The sequence below is a fragment of the Terriglobus sp. 2YAB30_2 genome (assembly GCF_052114765.1).
Classification (GTDB): domain Bacteria; phylum Acidobacteriota; class Terriglobia; order Terriglobales; family Acidobacteriaceae; genus Terriglobus.
Window position 1 is genome coordinate 1 of the sequence record NZ_JBFRFJ010000007.1, and the last position, 14,603, is coordinate 14,603.

Genomic DNA, 14,603 nt, shown 5'->3' on the forward strand with positions numbered 1-14,603 from the left:
CCGCGAGCAGTTCCTGGAGCTGCAGCAGGTCGATCACACCGCATGGAGAAAAGAGGTGATGGATCACGAGGAGCTCTTCCTCCTGCTCCACGCTCACTTGCCACCGGAGATGATCTACGAACGTGAACTGCTCATCTGCAGACTCTAGGACATGGAGGGCTGGAGCAGGGGAGACAATTCCGTTATGGATATCCCCTGCTAGCTGAAAGGTTCCTCGTCGTTCGCGGGCACGGTGACTGATGATGCGTTGTGCGGAATCGCACCTCGCTGATTCTTGAGGATGCCTGCTTCGAGGGACCAGTCGTTCAACCGGCCGATTGCGTGTCCTGTAGACTTGCTGCGGAGGGGAAGCATGAATCGTCGACAACTCCTGACTTCCATGACTGCATTGACCGGAACGGCTATGTTCTCCGATGTTCTGGCGCAATCTGGACCGCAGATTACTCACGTGGATACCAAAACCAGCGGTCCATTGCTGCAGAGCAGTGTTGTGAAGGCGGAAAGTCTGCAAGCGGAGGGCGCCGCACCTGGTGCGAAGGCCTACGTGCACTTTAATGGGCCGACAAAACAGTTCGAGGCGGTAGCCGCCGGCCTTGTGATCCTGGAGCCAGGAGCACAGCCACATCCGCCGCACCAGCATCCTGAGGAAGAGATCATGATCGTGGGCGAAGGCACAGGCGAATTCATCCTCAATGGCCTGGCCACCCAGGTAAAGACAGGCGATATGGTATTCGCCGAATCCAATGTGCTGCATGGTGTTCGGAACACCGGTCAAACGCGCATGACGTTTTACTTTATCAAGGTTATGGGTAGAAACGCTTCCTGACGCGAGTTCATCCCAGCCTAATGAGGCATCTTTTTCACCGTGTTCACCGTGGCTGCAATCAGCTAGCGCCTCAGGAACTTCACCATGTTCGCTTCGAGGCAACCCTCTTTCGGTGCCAGCGTGACGGAGCCTGTTGTCCCGCGCTCGAAATCGTAAGTGCCGAGGTCAACCCAGCCTGTTGCTGTATCGGCGGGAATTTCTTTTGTACTTAAGCCGGCCTTGCTGAGGATGTGTGCCTCGCCTGCACCATTTCGCAGCGCTGGATTATTTTTCACGTGCCAGGCCTGCACGTTATAGCTTCCACTTTGCACGATGGAGGGAACATACATGGCCGTGGCGTCACCACTGCAGGAGGCGCGGGTTAGGGAACTGCTGAATCCCGGCTCGGGGCCATCATGCCAATCTTTTCCGTATTCGGCATAGCCTGGTTCCGTTGCATCAATGTAGTAGTCACGCACATAGTATCGAACCTGGGAGTAGACGGCCGGACTTGTGCCGCTCGCATCGATCGGCTGTTTGGCGCCAATGGTCGTCAGCCAGATGTTTACGCGGTCGTGGGTGCCTTGAGTTGGCAGGTAGGTCTGCTGGCAGATCTTCTTTCGGTCGAGATAATAGGTAAGGGACGTCTCTGTCCATTCCACCGCGTATGTGTGCATGCCAGAGGCTGTGCTGAAACCGGGACTGAATGCGGCATTGCAGCGCTCCGAACTCATGCTTTGCCGGTTCTTCCACACAAGGTATCCCATTGAAACTTTTAGCGGCGACTCGATTTCGAAGTCGTCGATCTCGGTACGGCTTATGTCGGTGAAGGTCGTTTTGCCATCACCGGCCATTGCCCAGAACGACGTATGCCATCCCGGGTCATTGGTAACCTGTGCGGTGACTTCGAAATATCCATAACGAAATGCGGCTTTACTGATGATGCCTCCGCCGGTGTAGTGCATGTCGGCCACATCTTCTTTGCGCGGCGTAATGTAGAGTTTGCCATCATGCACGCTCACATTGCGGGCAAGTTGCGTACTCAGCGCCTTCGCATCAGTCCGGAAGGTCCACTGGTTCGTATCGACCTGGTCCCCTTTGAAGTCGTCGCTGAACTGCAATACATACTTCTCCGGTATCTCCACCCCAGGAGATCCCGCTATCTGCGCACCGAGTAGCCCAGTATGCAGGATCAGTGCAGCGGCAAGGATTGTCTTCATGGAAACCGCCTCTCTTCGGAGTTCGTGAACCGAAGCGAATCCTATGGAAACCAGGAAGGTAAGTCAAGCGATTAACTTTTAGGCATCCACCAGAAATCGTCGAGCGACCTTCTCTCAGAGCCACTAGTCTCGGCCAAGAATGATACGTAGGTGTAGGTATTTTGACCGAGCCCGCTTCCTGAGAGACACCTTATGATGGCCCCATCCTTATGGGCACCCTTTCTTTCTGCGTTCGCTCCCTCGCGGCCGGCACCCTGGCTCTTATGCTTCCTGGTGCCGTCGCGCAGACTCCGAAAAGCTATGACTGTAAGCACACTGCCAGACCACTGGTCATCGACGGCAAACTGGACGACCGCCCCTGGAAGTCCGCTGTCTGGAGCACTGACTTCGTGGACATTGAAGGCGATGCCAAGCCACGCCCGCGTTTTCGCACGCGCATGAAGATGCTGTGGGATGAGACTTACCTCTACATTGGCGCCGAGTTGGAGGAACCCGACATCAAAGCAAAACTCACCGAGCACGATTCGGTCATCTTCCATGACAACGACTTCGAGCTGTTTCTGAAGCCGCTCACCGGCTCACCCGGATACTTTGAGTTTGAGATCAATGCGCTGAATACCTCCTGGGACCTGTTCCTTAACAAGCCCTACCGGCAGGGCGGCAAGGCCGACAACTCCTGGGATATTCCAGGCCTGAAGACGGCGGTCTCGCTGAAAGGCACTCTGAACAAGAGCGATGACACTGATAAGGGATGGAGCGTCGAGATTGCCATCCCCTGGTCTGCGTTCACGTCGAGGCTTCCGGTCGAGCCTCCCAGGCCAGGCACAGAGTGGCGTGTCAACTTCAGCCGTGTGGAGTGGAAAGCAGGCCAGCCCCATGAGGACAACTGGGTGTGGTCTCCGCAGGGCGCGGTGAACATGCATATTCCGGAGATGTGGGGTTATCTCAGGTTCCGGTAACCATCCATCACCACTCGCACACGATCAAGGCCGATCTGGCGAATGGGGATTTTGAATTTGCCGAGACAACGGCAATGTCCTCCGCTGTCGACTCCGGAATTCATCGCGCCTTCGCGATCGAGCCATCCTGGTGTGCAGTGAGCAGGGCATTGACCACGAACGCATCCAGTGCGGAGCTGGAAGCTCCAGGGCTATCTTCACTTGGCGGTCCATTCCAACTACAAGCGAAGCCGTTCGCTGGCGTCCTTGCGGTCTTCCAGATGGCGTCAGCGTTTGTCTGAATGAACTGCATGGTGCGCCGTTTCGGCGAAGACAATTCGAGAGGAAGAAGGTTGCGCACAAAGATTCCCTTGAATTGAACCGTATCTGGGCTGCAATGCGGCTCGGTCTTATCGTGCAGAACACCGTCCTTATCCACCAGATGTGTCGTCGCCGCATCCGCGATGGTCAGGGCTGTCTTCAGCATGGACTTTTCGCCAGTCAGTTGCGACAGCGAGGCGAGGCCGCCGAGAATGACTCCCTGGTTATAGCTCCAGGTATTTCGCGCATTATTCCTGCAGGCAGAAGTCAGGCCATCATTGATCAGGTTGTCCTGGTTTATCATCCCCGAGGCCTGAAACCATCTCCATTCGCGGAGCGCCCACGATCTATACTTCGTCCGCTCCGCTCCCTTTGTATGAAGTCCAAGGCGAGCAGCAACCGCAAGAAATAGTTCGTTGGCGATTGCATTTTTATAGTGGCGGTCTTTCTTCCACCAGATTCCTCCGCCGCAGGTTTCGTCCCACCCGCCTGTCATGTCGGCGAAGATGTTCTTGGCTGCGGTGAGATAGTCGGGCTCCGCGGTCGCATCGTAGGCTTCGATCCACCCTAGTGCCCACCAGCCTTCATCGTCGTAGAACTCGTTGAGAAAGCCCGGGAAGCGCAGTTGCGCTTTGACGAACGTGTTGCGGAATACTTGTGGGGCAACTCCTGAATGGCTGACCTTTGTCGCCATGGCGAGCGTTGTCAGCGCATTAGCGCCATTCCACCAGCCCTTGTTGTCCCACAAGCCGGTTGATTCATCGTAGTGAACCATCAATGCTCCGGCGGCGATTCTGACCCGCTCACCGGTATCTGCGTCGGCTACGTGCTGATTCTCGATGGTCTGCAAATGAAGAGCAGATGTGGCTGGTAAAAGTTCTCCCGCCTGGAGAAAGCTTCCGAGGGTCACAGCGGTAGCGAGCGAAATCGATACAAGTGTCATCTATCAAACTTTCTGCAATAACCTTCAACGCTACCGCATCAGCGTAACAGGGCATGAGCATCCGGGTGAAAGCATCCGGGTGAAAGCATCCAGGCTATTGAAAAATACTCATTCGCCCCAGGGGAAGAGAAGCAGCATGCATCCCCGTTTGATAAGGCATATTTCAGGGCAACGGGCCGATCATCATCTCTCTCTAAGTAGCCAACCCTCGGGTACACAGGACTGCCGCGTAGCTTCGTCCAGGTGGTATTTCGAAGTCAAGAGTAATCCGCGAGTCTGCGCGCGGGTGAGGCGACTTCCACGGAAATTACAGGAAAGGCGAAAGTTTATGATCGCGATAGTTACGAAACGAACGTGCGGCCGGCTTCTTCTGTGCATGATGTCCACGCTGCTGGCAAGTACGATTTCTATAGGCCAGAACCCGCCCGGCGCTTACGGCCAGCAACAGCCCGGTATGTCTGGTCAGCAGCCCATGAATCCAGGAGGGATGAGCCACGATGCCAGCTCCGCGACAGCCGACAAAGACTTCGTCAAGAAAGCGCTTGAAGGTCGCTCCGCCGAAGTGGAGTTGGGGCGGCTGGCACAGCAAAAGTCCCAAAGCGAAGATGTAAGGCAGTTCGGTCAGAAGATGGTAGACGACCATAGTCAGCTTGGCGAGCAGATAAAACCGATCGCACAGCAGTTGGGAGTCAAAGAACCGAAGGAGCCATCCAAAAAGAACGTGCAACTCATCGCACGGCTTGGGGCGCTTTCTGGCGCGCAGTTCGATGAGGCGTACATCCAGGCAATGATGCAGGACCATAAACAGGACCTGAAAGAATTCAAAGACGAAGCGCAGTTGGCGCAGGATCCAAACGTCAAGCAGGTTGCGCGGCAGGGCTCAGGCATGGTCTCCCAGCATCTGCGCCTTATTGAGCAGATCGCACAACGTCACAATGTCGCAGTGGACAGCAAGTCGAAAGTTTCCGGAAGGACGCAATAAATACGACGCGACTCTAACGATACGAGAGATCGGAAAATGCTCTAGAACTCACGACCTGGAGCCGATTACGCTCGACGCTGCTGTTCGCAAGCTATTCTTTTCCAGTGGCTGAATCGCAGCTAAGTCTGGCAAGAAGATCTTGTGGGTGGACAGGTTTAGATAGCAGTTCCAGATCGTATCCAGCACCCTTTGCTTCCTCGAGCAGGTTGTTTGTGGCAGCCTGACCGGAGAATAAAAGAACCTTGCAATCAGGATACTTTTGGCGAAATCGGATGGCCAACTCTATGCCATTCATGTCCGGCATGACTACGTCGGTAAGCAGAAGATCGGGCGGTAACACGTCAGCGGCGGTTATTGCCTCTTTCGCGGACCCGAATGCCAGGGCATCGAAGCCATTCTGGGTGAGGATGATTGCAAGTGTCGTCGCAATCACATGCTCATCATCAACTACGTAGATTCGCTGTCTTCCCAAGGCGCCTGGCATATTGTTCGAAGCAAACCACTCCATTGCCGTGGCCTACTACTTCGACCCTCAGGGAGGGTAACTCTGTCATTATGGCCCGGATGTTTACCACTTTTAACCTATGGCATAGCGATATTGCAAGGGGGGCAAATTAGAACGCTTTAATAAAGTATCGAAATCGACTCTCTCACTGCCCGCCGGCCCACCCCGATGCAGCCGTTTCCAGAAGCTTGCTTGCAGCGAATGTCTTGTTCTGTCAATTGTGCGGTGGCAGACCTTCCGGATCGATTTAACCCGGGGAACTGCAGGAATCGGGCTGTTTATTGTGAGGCAATTTTGTGGAAGAACATGACCGAACGAGTTCGAGACCTCGACGAATCCTTCGGAGCATGGAACCTGCTTCTCCATTGTTCCGTTACAGCAAACGGCATGTATATGCCGATATGCGGCTGGAGTCGCAGTTGAACACTTCTGTACGCTCAGGAGTGACCGATTCGTTCAAGCAGCACGATGGCATCGTTATGTTGTTCGTCCTTTGCCGCGTATACCAGGGTCACCATGCCCTCCTTGGCCTTTTCCCTGATCTGATCGATTTCCTCGTTTTTCTCGCGTAATTCCGATAGATAGCGAGAGCGGAACTCTTTCCACTTGGCTGGATCATGGCCGAACCATGTCCTCAACTCCGGGCTTGGAGCGATCTCTTTCAGCCAAAGGTCAATATGTGCCTTCGCCTTGGATACCCCCCGTGGCCACAGGCGATCCACGAGGATGCGGAATCCATCAGATGGGGCAGCCGGTTCGTAGGCTCGTTTTATCCGGACATTCATAGCTCTTCCTGATTGGATCGTTGAACAAACTCCTGGGTGGCCTGCACCGGCTCGCTTTCGTCACGGACGATTGAGGTGGGCCTGGCGATCTAGAGCATTTCCCCTGTTACTGGGTATCCCGGAAGGGCGTGCGGCGGCGTTTTCATTGCGGAAGACGCATCATAGACGCGGTAGCCCTACACTATACCTACAGGGGAAAATGCTCTAATGGCGAGCTAACGTTGCGATCAATGCCGAGGCGCCATTCCATGTAATCTGCACGCCGATGCAGAGAAGGATGAACGCCACTACTCGCAAAATTCCGTGGGCGGTTGAGGCCGGAATCCGTTTCGTGAGTTTGGCGGCATGTGCATAGCACACAAACACCAGCACGCTGACCGCGACAATGGCAAGGAAAAGCGCCAGATGGGCCAGGACGACCGCGCTATTGGGCCCTTCGGAAAACTTGGCGCTGAGCGTAAGCAGAACAACCAGCGTTCCGGGGCCGGAGGTGACTGGAAAGGTAAACGGATAGAACGCCTTTTCCTCCAGGTTCTGCAGTTGGTTTTCAGGCGCGACATGGGCTTCGTCCTGCTTGTCCTTTGCGGCGGCGCCAGAGTCCTTCTCGTTGAGAACGGACCACCCAATAGCGGCAATCACCAGACCACCTGAAACCTGCACGATGGGAAGGGAAATCCCAAAAAACTTCAGGATGGTTGAGCCCAGAAGCTCGAAGATTCCGAGGAAAATGACGTTATTGAACGCGATCTTTCTCGCGAGGCTTTTGTATACGGCTCTCGGCGCATCGCCCGCGAGGCCGAGGAAGACTAAAGCTGAGCCCAGTGGGTTGATAAGCGGCAACAGGGCACTGAATGCCAATAGAAACGAGTGCCACATCAGCATGTCTTCCACTCCTTGTGATCGATTGCCAGCCGCTACCGAAGTCTAAATCAGAGGAATCTCTGGGAAATGCCCATGTTTTCGCATGAGTGGATTGTTGTGCCTCAAAGATGAGAGGATTTGAGTGCTTCGACAAACGAGAAAAACTGGCATGCAAAACAGCTTCCTGCACAGGCCCTGGCAAACCATTGCCGTAACGATGCTCGGATTCGTTCCCGGTGTTCTGCTGGCTCAATCCGCAAAGCCGCACACCGATAAGGCACACACAACCTGGCGGGAATATGGCGGCGCCGCTGATGGCGCCCAGTACTCGGCCTTGCGGCAGGTCAATCGCTCCAATGTGACGCAGTTGCAGGTAGCCTGGAAGTACTCCACCTCGGACAATCGCAAGTACCTCTTCAATCCTCTTGTGATTGACGGCGTGATGTATGTGCTGGCGAAAGAGAACTCCATCGTTGCGCTGGATGCCGCCACAGGCAAAGAGCTGTGGGTGCACCCTACTGATCCGAAGGCCACCCTGCTTACGTATCGCGGCCTGAACTATTGGGAGAGCGCTGACCGGTCCGACCGCCGGCTTCTTTTTGCCGTGAATAATTCATTGCAGGCAATCGATGCGCGCACCGGTAAGAGCATCACAACCTTCGGCAAGAACGGTCACGTCGATCTGCGGGAAGGGTTGGAGCGCGATCCTCATACGCTGACGCTGGTGCAGTCGGTCAATCCGGGCCGCGTCTTTGGGAATCTGCTCATCCTGGGGTCTGCCACGAATGAGGAATATAACTCAGCGCCTGGCGACCTTCGCGCCTATGACGTGCTGACGGGCAAGATGGCGTGGATCTTCCACACCATTCCGCATCCAGGGGAAGCAGGTTACGAAACCTGGCCGAAGGATGCCTGGAAGACTGCCGGCGGAGCCAATGCGTGGCAAGGCATGGCGCTCGATGAGAAACGCGGCATTGTCTATGTGCCCACGGCCAGCCCGAAATACAACTTCTACGGTGCGAACCGGCTTGGCAAGAACCTCTATGGCGATTCGCTGCTTGCGCTGAACGCGCGCACCGGCAAGCTTGTCTGGTACTACCAGATGGTCCATCACGACATTTGGGACTATGACAATGCCACCACGCCGATGCTGACCACCGTGAAGCACAACGGCAAGATGGTCGATGTTGTCGCACAACCAGGCAAGACAGGCTTCTTGTGGGTCTTCGATCGCGAGACGGGCAAGCCGCTGTGGCCCATTGAGGAACGGCCGCAGATGAAGTCGGACATGCCCGGCGAGGAGACCTGGCCGACACAGCCTTTTCCGACCAAGCCGTTGCCTTTTGCGCGACAGAGCTTCACTACCGACGAGATCAATCCTTATCTCGATGCCGATGAGCGCGAGAAATTTCGCAAACAGATGCTTGAGGCTAAGAATCACGGCCTCTTCACGCCGCCGGGGACACAGAATACCGTGCAGATGCCGGGCAATAATGGCGGAGCGAACTTCGGCGGGGCAGCGGCTGATCCTGCCGGTATGGTGTATGTCGTCTCGAAAGATCTGCCCGCGATGCTGAAGCTTGAGGTCGCGAATGATGTGGATCGGTCTGGACCTCCAATCGCGCAGGGCCGCGACCTCTATCAGGCAAATTGCAGCATCTGCCACGGTGCGGATCGTGCGGGGAAACCGCCGGCGATTCCGTCGCTGGCCGATGTCAGAACGCGGCTGTCAGACGAGCAAATTCGCGAAGTCATGCAATACGGAAAGGGGCAGATGCCGGCGTTCGCCAAGATCTCGGAAGCGGATGCGGGTAACATCCTCTCTTATCTTGCGCAACCGGATCTTGCGCCTGCCGTGGATGCGGATGCTTCAAAGCCGAAGGTCGTCGATCCGATGACGGCGCACTATCGCAGCGGGTTTGGATTCATGGTGGGACGGAATGGCCTTCCGGCGATTGCTCCACCCTGGACATCACTCACTGCCTACGATCTGAACACGGGCGACATCCGCTGGAAGATCCCGCTGGGCGAGGTGCCTGAGCTTGCAGAGAAAGGCATAAACGACACCGGCTCCCAGATGCCGAAGGTCGGTCCGGTTGTGACAGCGGGCGGCCTCATCTTCACGGGTACGCGCGATCACAAGGTGCGTGCGCTCGACTCAGCCAGCGGCAAGGTTCTCTGGGAGGCTACCGTGGAGGAAGCTCTCGAGGGCATACCTGCTGTTTATGAGATCAGCGGGCGGCAATACATCGTCTTTTGTGCTGCCGCTGCATCGACGTACTTTGGCACGACCACTCCGAAGATCGTGCATGGTTCTTATGTCGCCTTTGCTCTCCCCAAGGTTGAGAAGGCCGTGAAATAAGTACTTCGCAAAAGGGTGCCCCACATCCCGGCGTCGCCGGGATGTGGGTTTAAAACATACTGACGACGACGGACTTCGATTCAAATACCGGATGGCCTATCGTGATCTCAGCAGGTCCGTGCACGCCTCGGATCCAAACTGCTCCTACCGCACCGGAGTCAGTGAGATCGAAGGTCGTATCACCGACGATCTTGCCCCGGCCATTGAGTGTCACAGTGATCATTCCATCGGCAACGGCCGTGTGTTCCCGCACTCGTCTGCTACGCCGAAGCTACCTGCGTTTATAGTTCTTTCGGAGAATACAAATGCATCTCGGTCGCCGCGTGCTCCTCGGATTGGCTTTTTCCATGGTGATCACGCCTATCGTGTCCGCAGCCCGTATTCGTGTCGATCTATCTGCTGTTCGCCAGGGAGCCATACATGTGAGCTCCACGGATGACGCGCTCACCGCGGACTGGAAGGACGCGAAGGGCCATGCATGGAAGGCGGTCTTCTCGCTTGAAAGCAAGGATCCGCTCATCCGCTCCATCTCTGCGGATGGCTCAACCATTGTGGAGAAGGCTACGCCATACTATCGCTGCACCACGGGGATACGCACTGGCGGTTGGGATGCTTTCTTTGACTTCCCGCCGGCACGCCCGCAGGGGACACGCACGTTTCTGCAGGACTTCCATCCAACAGCAGTCACCGCATCCATGGAAGGCGACCGGGTCAATGTTGACTTCAATAGCCTGCAGATGGGCATCTTCTCGGGCATACTCCGCTATGTCTTCTACCCCGGGAGTGCGCTCGTGCAACAGGTCGCCGTTCTTCAGACTTCGGAGTCGGATGTTGCCTACACCTACGACACCGGTATCCAGATCACCTCGGAAGGAGACCGCCGTCCGGGGCTCAACATGGCATCGAACATCGTCTATTACGACGAAGAGGGTAAGCTGCAATCCATTACCTCTCCCTATGGATCAGAACGCCACACCCTGAAAGTACATTACCGTGCCGTCGCGGCGAAGACCGGTAGCGGCAGTATCGTCGCCTTCCCGGCGCCACACAGGTATCTCTTTGCGCGCGACTACACCACGAACATGGGGTACGCGTGGTACAGCGCATGGCGTGGACACGTGGGGCTGGGAATCGAGCAGCCGGTCGATGACAATACCGCCATCTATCCGTGGATCAATGCGCCTGCCGGCAGCAAGCAGGAGATGGGCATCTTCTTCCTGTTGGGAGCAGGCGCGCCGCAACAGGCGCTTGACCAGGTGCTGGAGTATACGCATCGCGACCGCTTCAAGCATCTCGACGGCTACATCACCTTCGCGCCCCACTGGCATCTTGCTTATACCGAACAGGCAGTTGCGCGCGGCAAGGGATGGGTCCCACCTTTCAAGCCGGAGATGGAGAAGACCGGTATCGATGCCGCCATGATCATGGACTTCCATATCGATGGTCACCCATCCGATCCTGGTGAAATCCGCCTGCGAGAAATTGCGCAGTACTACCAGGCTTGTAGAGAGCTCAGTAACAAGAGCTTTCTGCTCATTCCGGCAGAAGAGGCAAATTACGTTCTGGGCGGTCACTGGTCGGTGACCTTCCCGAAGCAGGTCAACTGGATCATGGGTCGTAAATCGGGCGAGCCCTTTTCGGCGAACGATCCGCGGCGCGGAGTGGTATATCGCGTTGGAAATCCAGAAGAGATCTGGGATCTCGTCAAAAAAGAGCATGGCTACGTGTACCTCACGCATCCGCGCACAAAGGGATCAACGGGATACCCGGAGAAGATTTTGAATACTGCTTACTTCCGCGATCCCCAGTACTTCGGCACTGGATGGAAGGCGATGCCATCCGATCTCTCTCGTCCGGAACTGGGTTTGCGTGCTTTCAAAACTGTCGACGACCTTAACAATCTCGGTCTGCATAAGGTGATGCTTGGCGAAGTGGATGTCTTCCAACTTAGTTCTACCGATGAACTATACGCCCACATGAACATCAACTATGTGCCGATGAAGCAGTTGCCGGACTTCGATCATTACAGCAGTGTGCTCGACGCCACCGCACGTGGCGACGGTTTCATCTCAACGGGAGAAGTGCTGCTGCACGAGGCGAAGATCAGCGCTCAGGGAGATTTGCTGCGCGTCGCCGTCACCGCATCGTCTACCTTCCCGTTGCGGCTGGCAGAGGTAGTGTGGGGCGACGGCCAGCAAACGCACACTGAGAGCTTTCCCCTGTTGTCGACCCATGAATTCGAAACGAAGAACTTGGAGTGGAATGTCTCGGCTACTCACTGGACGTGGGCCCGCGTTGCAATATGGGATATCGCCGGAGATGGCGCCTTCACGAATCCAACATGGAGAGGCCGCCTTCCCTGAAGGAGTGGCCTCCAGAACTGAACAACCGGGTGCCCATCTCGGCGTAGCCGGGAGATTTGTTTGCGGTAATGCACTCCGGGGCTTCAAGGGAGTATTATTCGGGCGCGAAACTAAATCCCACGTCGCACGCGGCAGCATTGTGATCGACGTTACTTTCTGAGGAGACCTATGGATATCCGCACCAGGCTTGCTTTGGCAGCGTTTAGTGCAATCGTCTTTACTGCCGCCGTAGCAGGCCAGATGCCTTCTCCGGAGGAGCGGGCGCGCATCGAAGCAGGCAATGCCGCCGAGCGTAATCGCGAACTGAAGCTGCTGGGCGTCACGGCGATGCAACCGGGTGTGACCGCGTATGACATTGGCAAGCCCGGCAATGCGAATTACGACGAGTCTAAGGCGAATCCTTTTCCGAAGCTGCCGGAGATGATGAGCCTGCAGAACGGAACGAAGGTGAAGACGCGGGCGCAGTGGGAGCAGCGGCGCAGGGAGATCAAAGCGCTGTTTGACGAGGATGTTTACGGCAAGTTTCCAGCGAAGATTCCATCGGTGAGCTGGACGGTTACCGGTACCGAAGAGATGGCGATCGCAGGTGTTCCGGCGGTTGTGAAGCATCTCGTCGGGCATACGGACAACTCGGCGTATCCTGCCATCACCGTCGACATCCACGCTGACTTGGTGACGCCGGTCTCAGCAAAAGGCAAAAAGGTGCCGGTCATCATCGGTGGCGGATCCACTCGTCCACGCCCGGTGATGCGCCCGCCGGCGGCAGCCGGTCAGCCGGTACATATGCTCTCCATGCCGGAAAATCCGCCGGACTCCGCGGAGCTTCTGCTGAAGCATGGATGGGGCTTTGTCAGCCGTACGTCGAATGAGGTGCAGGCCGACAACGGCGCCGGCTTGATCAGCGGCATTATCGGCTTGGTAAACAAGGGCCAGCCACGCAGCCTGGATGACTGGGGTGTCTTGCGCGCGTGGGGATGGGGCGATAGCCGCATCGTGGACTATCTAGTGACTGATCCGGACGTGGATAGTACGAAGATTGGCGTCACTGGACATTCGCGCGGAGGCAAGGCGGCGTTGGTTGCCATGGTCGATGACCCACGCATCTCCATCGGATATATCTCGTCTTCGGGAGCGGGAGGCGCCAACCTCTACCGCCGCAACTATGGCGAGGCTGTGGGGAATCTCGCGGGCAACTCGGAGTTTCACTGGTTTGCCGGCAACTTCCTGCACTATGCGGCCGCTGGCCATACGGCCAACGAGATGCCGGTCGACAGCCACGAGTTCATTGCACTGGCTGCTCCACGCGCAGTGTTTATCGGTGGAGGAGCCTTCATCGAAGACCCGAAGTACCTTCCCGGAGACGCCTGGCAGGATGCTCAAGGCATGTTCATGGCGGCCGCCGCAGCCAGTCCGGCCTGGGAGATCTATGGGATGAAGGGGTTGAACAACAGCACCTTTCCGCCGATGAATACTTTCGTCAATACCGGAAAAATCGCATTCCGGCAGCACCAGTATGGCCACACCCCCGCACCAAACTGGCCATACTTTATTGAGTTTGCCGATCGCATCTTCCAGGGAAAGTGACGCGTACCTCCTACGGGACCTGAACAGCCGGCTACGGATGCTTCGCCAGTATGCGTTGCAGGTAAAGCTGAAAGAACTGCTCCTCATGCACTGTGAGGCAGACCTCTATATTCGGCTTTCCGGATGATGGGACGGTCGATCCTCTTTCGTCGACACTTACCCGCATCGGGATGGTCGGGCAGACATCAGGCTGCAGCAGAGATGCGATGGTCATCGGGTCGAAAAGGGTTGGTGTTTCTCGTCCCCACTGGTAGTAGAGCGCTGTCAGCATATAGGTGAGTGGGGATGCCTGGCGGAAGATGGTCTTGCGTTTTTCGGGATCAAGTCTCAAGCGAGTCGAATTGAGAGGGAACACCGTCATCGGAACGCCTGCAGCGAAGACCTTCTGTGCCGCAGCTATATCGTTCTTAATGTTCCACTCCGGCGAGGCTTTCTCGGTCTCGGTTGGGATATCGCCTCCCATGATGACGATCCTCTTCAGCAGATGAAATGCTGCGGGATCTTTGTCGATCATGTCGGCCAGGTTGGTAAGAGGGCCAATCGCCACCAGTTCAATCTGATGTGGATGTTTACGAATCTGCCCCAGGGTGAAGTCAACCGCCGAGGGGAAACGAACCCCTCGGAGATCAACGTCTTTGGCAAAGTCTTCCTGGGTGAGCGTCGTAGGCGGGCGTGTCGTTCGCCCTACAGCTACCGGAATAGAACCGTGACCAGACTCGCGCAGAATGCGAAGGGCAAGCTGTGCGCGGGTCTTTGTGTCGCCGGTTGCAGTTGTAACGCCGAGCAGATTAATCTCCCTGCTCTGAAGTGCAAGTGCGAGGGCAAATGCATCATCGATGTCGTCGCCGATGTCGGTATCAATGATGATCTGATGGCTTGCAGGAGCGGGCGCCGCTGTCTGGCTGTGTGCAGTCTGAGCCAAGCAGCAAAGTAG

At 56.2% G+C, this 14,603-nt stretch carries 14 protein-coding genes; 6 read left to right on the top strand and 8 right to left on the bottom strand.

The genetic code is table 11. From position 1 onward, the window contains the following. Nucleotides 1-198: 198 nt before the first annotated feature. Nucleotides 199-354 carry a hypothetical protein gene (locus AB4Y89_RS12005; protein ID WP_442301168.1) on the bottom strand — a complete coding sequence of 52 codons (156 nt, stop codon included), beginning with the start codon at nucleotides 352-354 and terminating at the stop codon, nucleotides 199-201. Here AB4Y89_RS12005 and AB4Y89_RS12010 point away from each other — a divergent pair. Continuing rightward, on the top strand, nucleotides 353-826 hold the full coding sequence (locus tag AB4Y89_RS12010) for a cupin domain-containing protein (protein WP_442301169.1): 474 nt from the start codon (nucleotides 353-355) through the stop codon (nucleotides 824-826). The genes AB4Y89_RS12005 and AB4Y89_RS12010 overlap by 2 nt on opposite strands. 62 nt (nucleotides 827-888) lie before the next feature. Here AB4Y89_RS12010 and AB4Y89_RS12015 read toward each other — a convergent pair whose 3' ends face one another. Beyond that, entirely contained in the window at nucleotides 889-2,025 is a 1,137-nt protein-coding gene (locus AB4Y89_RS12015) for a family 16 glycosylhydrolase (RefSeq protein WP_442301170.1), read from the bottom strand. Between the two features lie 209 nt (nucleotides 2,026-2,234). On the opposite strand from AB4Y89_RS12015, the gene AB4Y89_RS12020 reads away from it, so the two are divergent. Further along, on the top strand, nucleotides 2,235-2,984 hold the full coding sequence (locus tag AB4Y89_RS12020) for a carbohydrate-binding family 9-like protein (protein WP_442301171.1): 750 nt from the start codon (nucleotides 2,235-2,237) through the stop codon (nucleotides 2,982-2,984). 100 nt (nucleotides 2,985-3,084) lie between these two features. On the opposite strand, the gene AB4Y89_RS12025 is transcribed toward AB4Y89_RS12020, so the two are convergent. Further along, a complete protein-coding gene (locus AB4Y89_RS12025; protein WP_442301172.1) occupies nucleotides 3,085-4,227 on the bottom strand; it encodes a glycoside hydrolase family 76 protein in 1,143 nt (380 codons plus the stop codon). A 328-nt stretch (nucleotides 4,228-4,555) separates the two neighbouring features. On the opposite strand from AB4Y89_RS12025, the gene AB4Y89_RS12030 reads away from it, so the two are divergent. After that, nucleotides 4,556-5,209, top strand: a complete 654-nt coding sequence (locus tag AB4Y89_RS12030) for a DUF4142 domain-containing protein (RefSeq protein ID WP_442301173.1) — start codon at nucleotides 4,556-4,558, stop codon at nucleotides 5,207-5,209. Between the two features lie 91 nt (nucleotides 5,210-5,300). On the opposite strand, the gene AB4Y89_RS12035 is transcribed toward AB4Y89_RS12030, so the two are convergent. From AB4Y89_RS12035 to AB4Y89_RS12045, 3 genes are all read right to left on the bottom strand, one after another. Further along, complete coding sequence (locus AB4Y89_RS12035) at nucleotides 5,301-5,717, bottom strand: response regulator (RefSeq protein ID WP_442301174.1); 417 nt, start codon at nucleotides 5,715-5,717, stop codon at nucleotides 5,301-5,303. 434 nt (nucleotides 5,718-6,151) lie between these two features. After that, the gene (locus AB4Y89_RS12040; RefSeq protein WP_442301175.1) at nucleotides 6,152-6,499 is read right to left on the bottom strand and encodes a DUF488 domain-containing protein; all 348 of its coding nucleotides are present in this window, start codon (nucleotides 6,497-6,499) and stop codon (nucleotides 6,152-6,154) included. Nucleotides 6,500-6,703: 204 nt separating this feature from the next. After that, nucleotides 6,704-7,381 (bottom strand): MarC family protein, encoded by a 678-nt coding sequence (locus AB4Y89_RS12045; RefSeq protein ID WP_442301366.1) that lies wholly within the window; start codon nucleotides 7,379-7,381, stop codon nucleotides 6,704-6,706. Between the two features lie 148 nt (nucleotides 7,382-7,529). Here AB4Y89_RS12045 and AB4Y89_RS12050 point away from each other — a divergent pair, with 148 nt between their 5' ends. Continuing rightward, nucleotides 7,530-9,722, top strand: a complete 2,193-nt coding sequence (locus AB4Y89_RS12050) for an outer membrane protein assembly factor BamB family protein (RefSeq protein ID WP_442301176.1) — start codon at nucleotides 7,530-7,532, stop codon at nucleotides 9,720-9,722. A 49-nt stretch (nucleotides 9,723-9,771) separates the two neighbouring features. Here AB4Y89_RS12050 and AB4Y89_RS12055 read toward each other — a convergent pair whose 3' ends face one another. Further along, complete coding sequence (locus tag AB4Y89_RS12055; protein ID WP_442301177.1) at nucleotides 9,772-9,975, bottom strand: hypothetical protein; 204 nt, start codon at nucleotides 9,973-9,975, stop codon at nucleotides 9,772-9,774. A 52-nt stretch (nucleotides 9,976-10,027) separates the two neighbouring features. Between AB4Y89_RS12055 and AB4Y89_RS12060 the strand changes: the two genes are divergently transcribed. Further along, the gene (locus AB4Y89_RS12060; RefSeq protein WP_442301178.1) at nucleotides 10,028-12,085 is read left to right on the top strand and encodes a hypothetical protein; all 2,058 of its coding nucleotides are present in this window, start codon (nucleotides 10,028-10,030) and stop codon (nucleotides 12,083-12,085) included. 168 nt (nucleotides 12,086-12,253) lie between these two features. Further along, nucleotides 12,254-13,669, top strand: a complete 1,416-nt coding sequence (locus tag AB4Y89_RS12065) for an alpha/beta hydrolase family protein (protein WP_442301179.1) — start codon at nucleotides 12,254-12,256, stop codon at nucleotides 13,667-13,669. Between the two features lie 31 nt (nucleotides 13,670-13,700). Here AB4Y89_RS12065 and AB4Y89_RS12070 read toward each other — a convergent pair whose 3' ends face one another. Further along, nucleotides 13,701-14,591 (bottom strand): nucleoside hydrolase, encoded by an 891-nt coding sequence (locus AB4Y89_RS12070; RefSeq protein ID WP_442301180.1) that lies wholly within the window; start codon nucleotides 14,589-14,591, stop codon nucleotides 13,701-13,703. Between the last annotated feature and the right edge of the window lie 12 nt (nucleotides 14,592-14,603).

Coding starts and splice junctions, on each gene's coding strand:
- AB4Y89_RS12025 (WP_442301172.1), bottom strand. CDS start 4,227: ATGACACTTGTATCGATTTCGCTCGCTACCGCTGTGACCCTCGGAAGC.
- AB4Y89_RS12060 (WP_442301178.1), top strand. CDS start 10,028: ATGCATCTCGGTCGCCGCGTGCTCCTCGGATTGGCTTTTTCCATGGTG.
- AB4Y89_RS12050 (WP_442301176.1), top strand. CDS start 7,530: ATGCAAAACAGCTTCCTGCACAGGCCCTGGCAAACCATTGCCGTAACG.
- AB4Y89_RS12005 (WP_442301168.1), bottom strand. CDS start 354: ATGCTTCCCCTCCGCAGCAAGTCTACAGGACACGCAATCGGCCGGTTG.
- AB4Y89_RS12045 (WP_442301366.1), bottom strand. CDS start 7,381: ATGCTGATGTGGCACTCGTTTCTATTGGCATTCAGTGCCCTGTTGCCG.
- AB4Y89_RS12020 (WP_442301171.1), top strand. CDS start 2,235: ATGGGCACCCTTTCTTTCTGCGTTCGCTCCCTCGCGGCCGGCACCCTG.
- AB4Y89_RS12065 (WP_442301179.1), top strand. CDS start 12,254: ATGGATATCCGCACCAGGCTTGCTTTGGCAGCGTTTAGTGCAATCGTC.
- AB4Y89_RS12040 (WP_442301175.1), bottom strand. CDS start 6,499: ATGAATGTCCGGATAAAACGAGCCTACGAACCGGCTGCCCCATCTGAT.
- AB4Y89_RS12035 (WP_442301174.1), bottom strand. CDS start 5,717: ATGGAGTGGTTTGCTTCGAACAATATGCCAGGCGCCTTGGGAAGACAG.
- AB4Y89_RS12030 (WP_442301173.1), top strand. CDS start 4,556: ATGATCGCGATAGTTACGAAACGAACGTGCGGCCGGCTTCTTCTGTGC.
- AB4Y89_RS12015 (WP_442301170.1), bottom strand. CDS start 2,025: ATGAAGACAATCCTTGCCGCTGCACTGATCCTGCATACTGGGCTACTC.
- AB4Y89_RS12010 (WP_442301169.1), top strand. CDS start 353: ATGAATCGTCGACAACTCCTGACTTCCATGACTGCATTGACCGGAACG.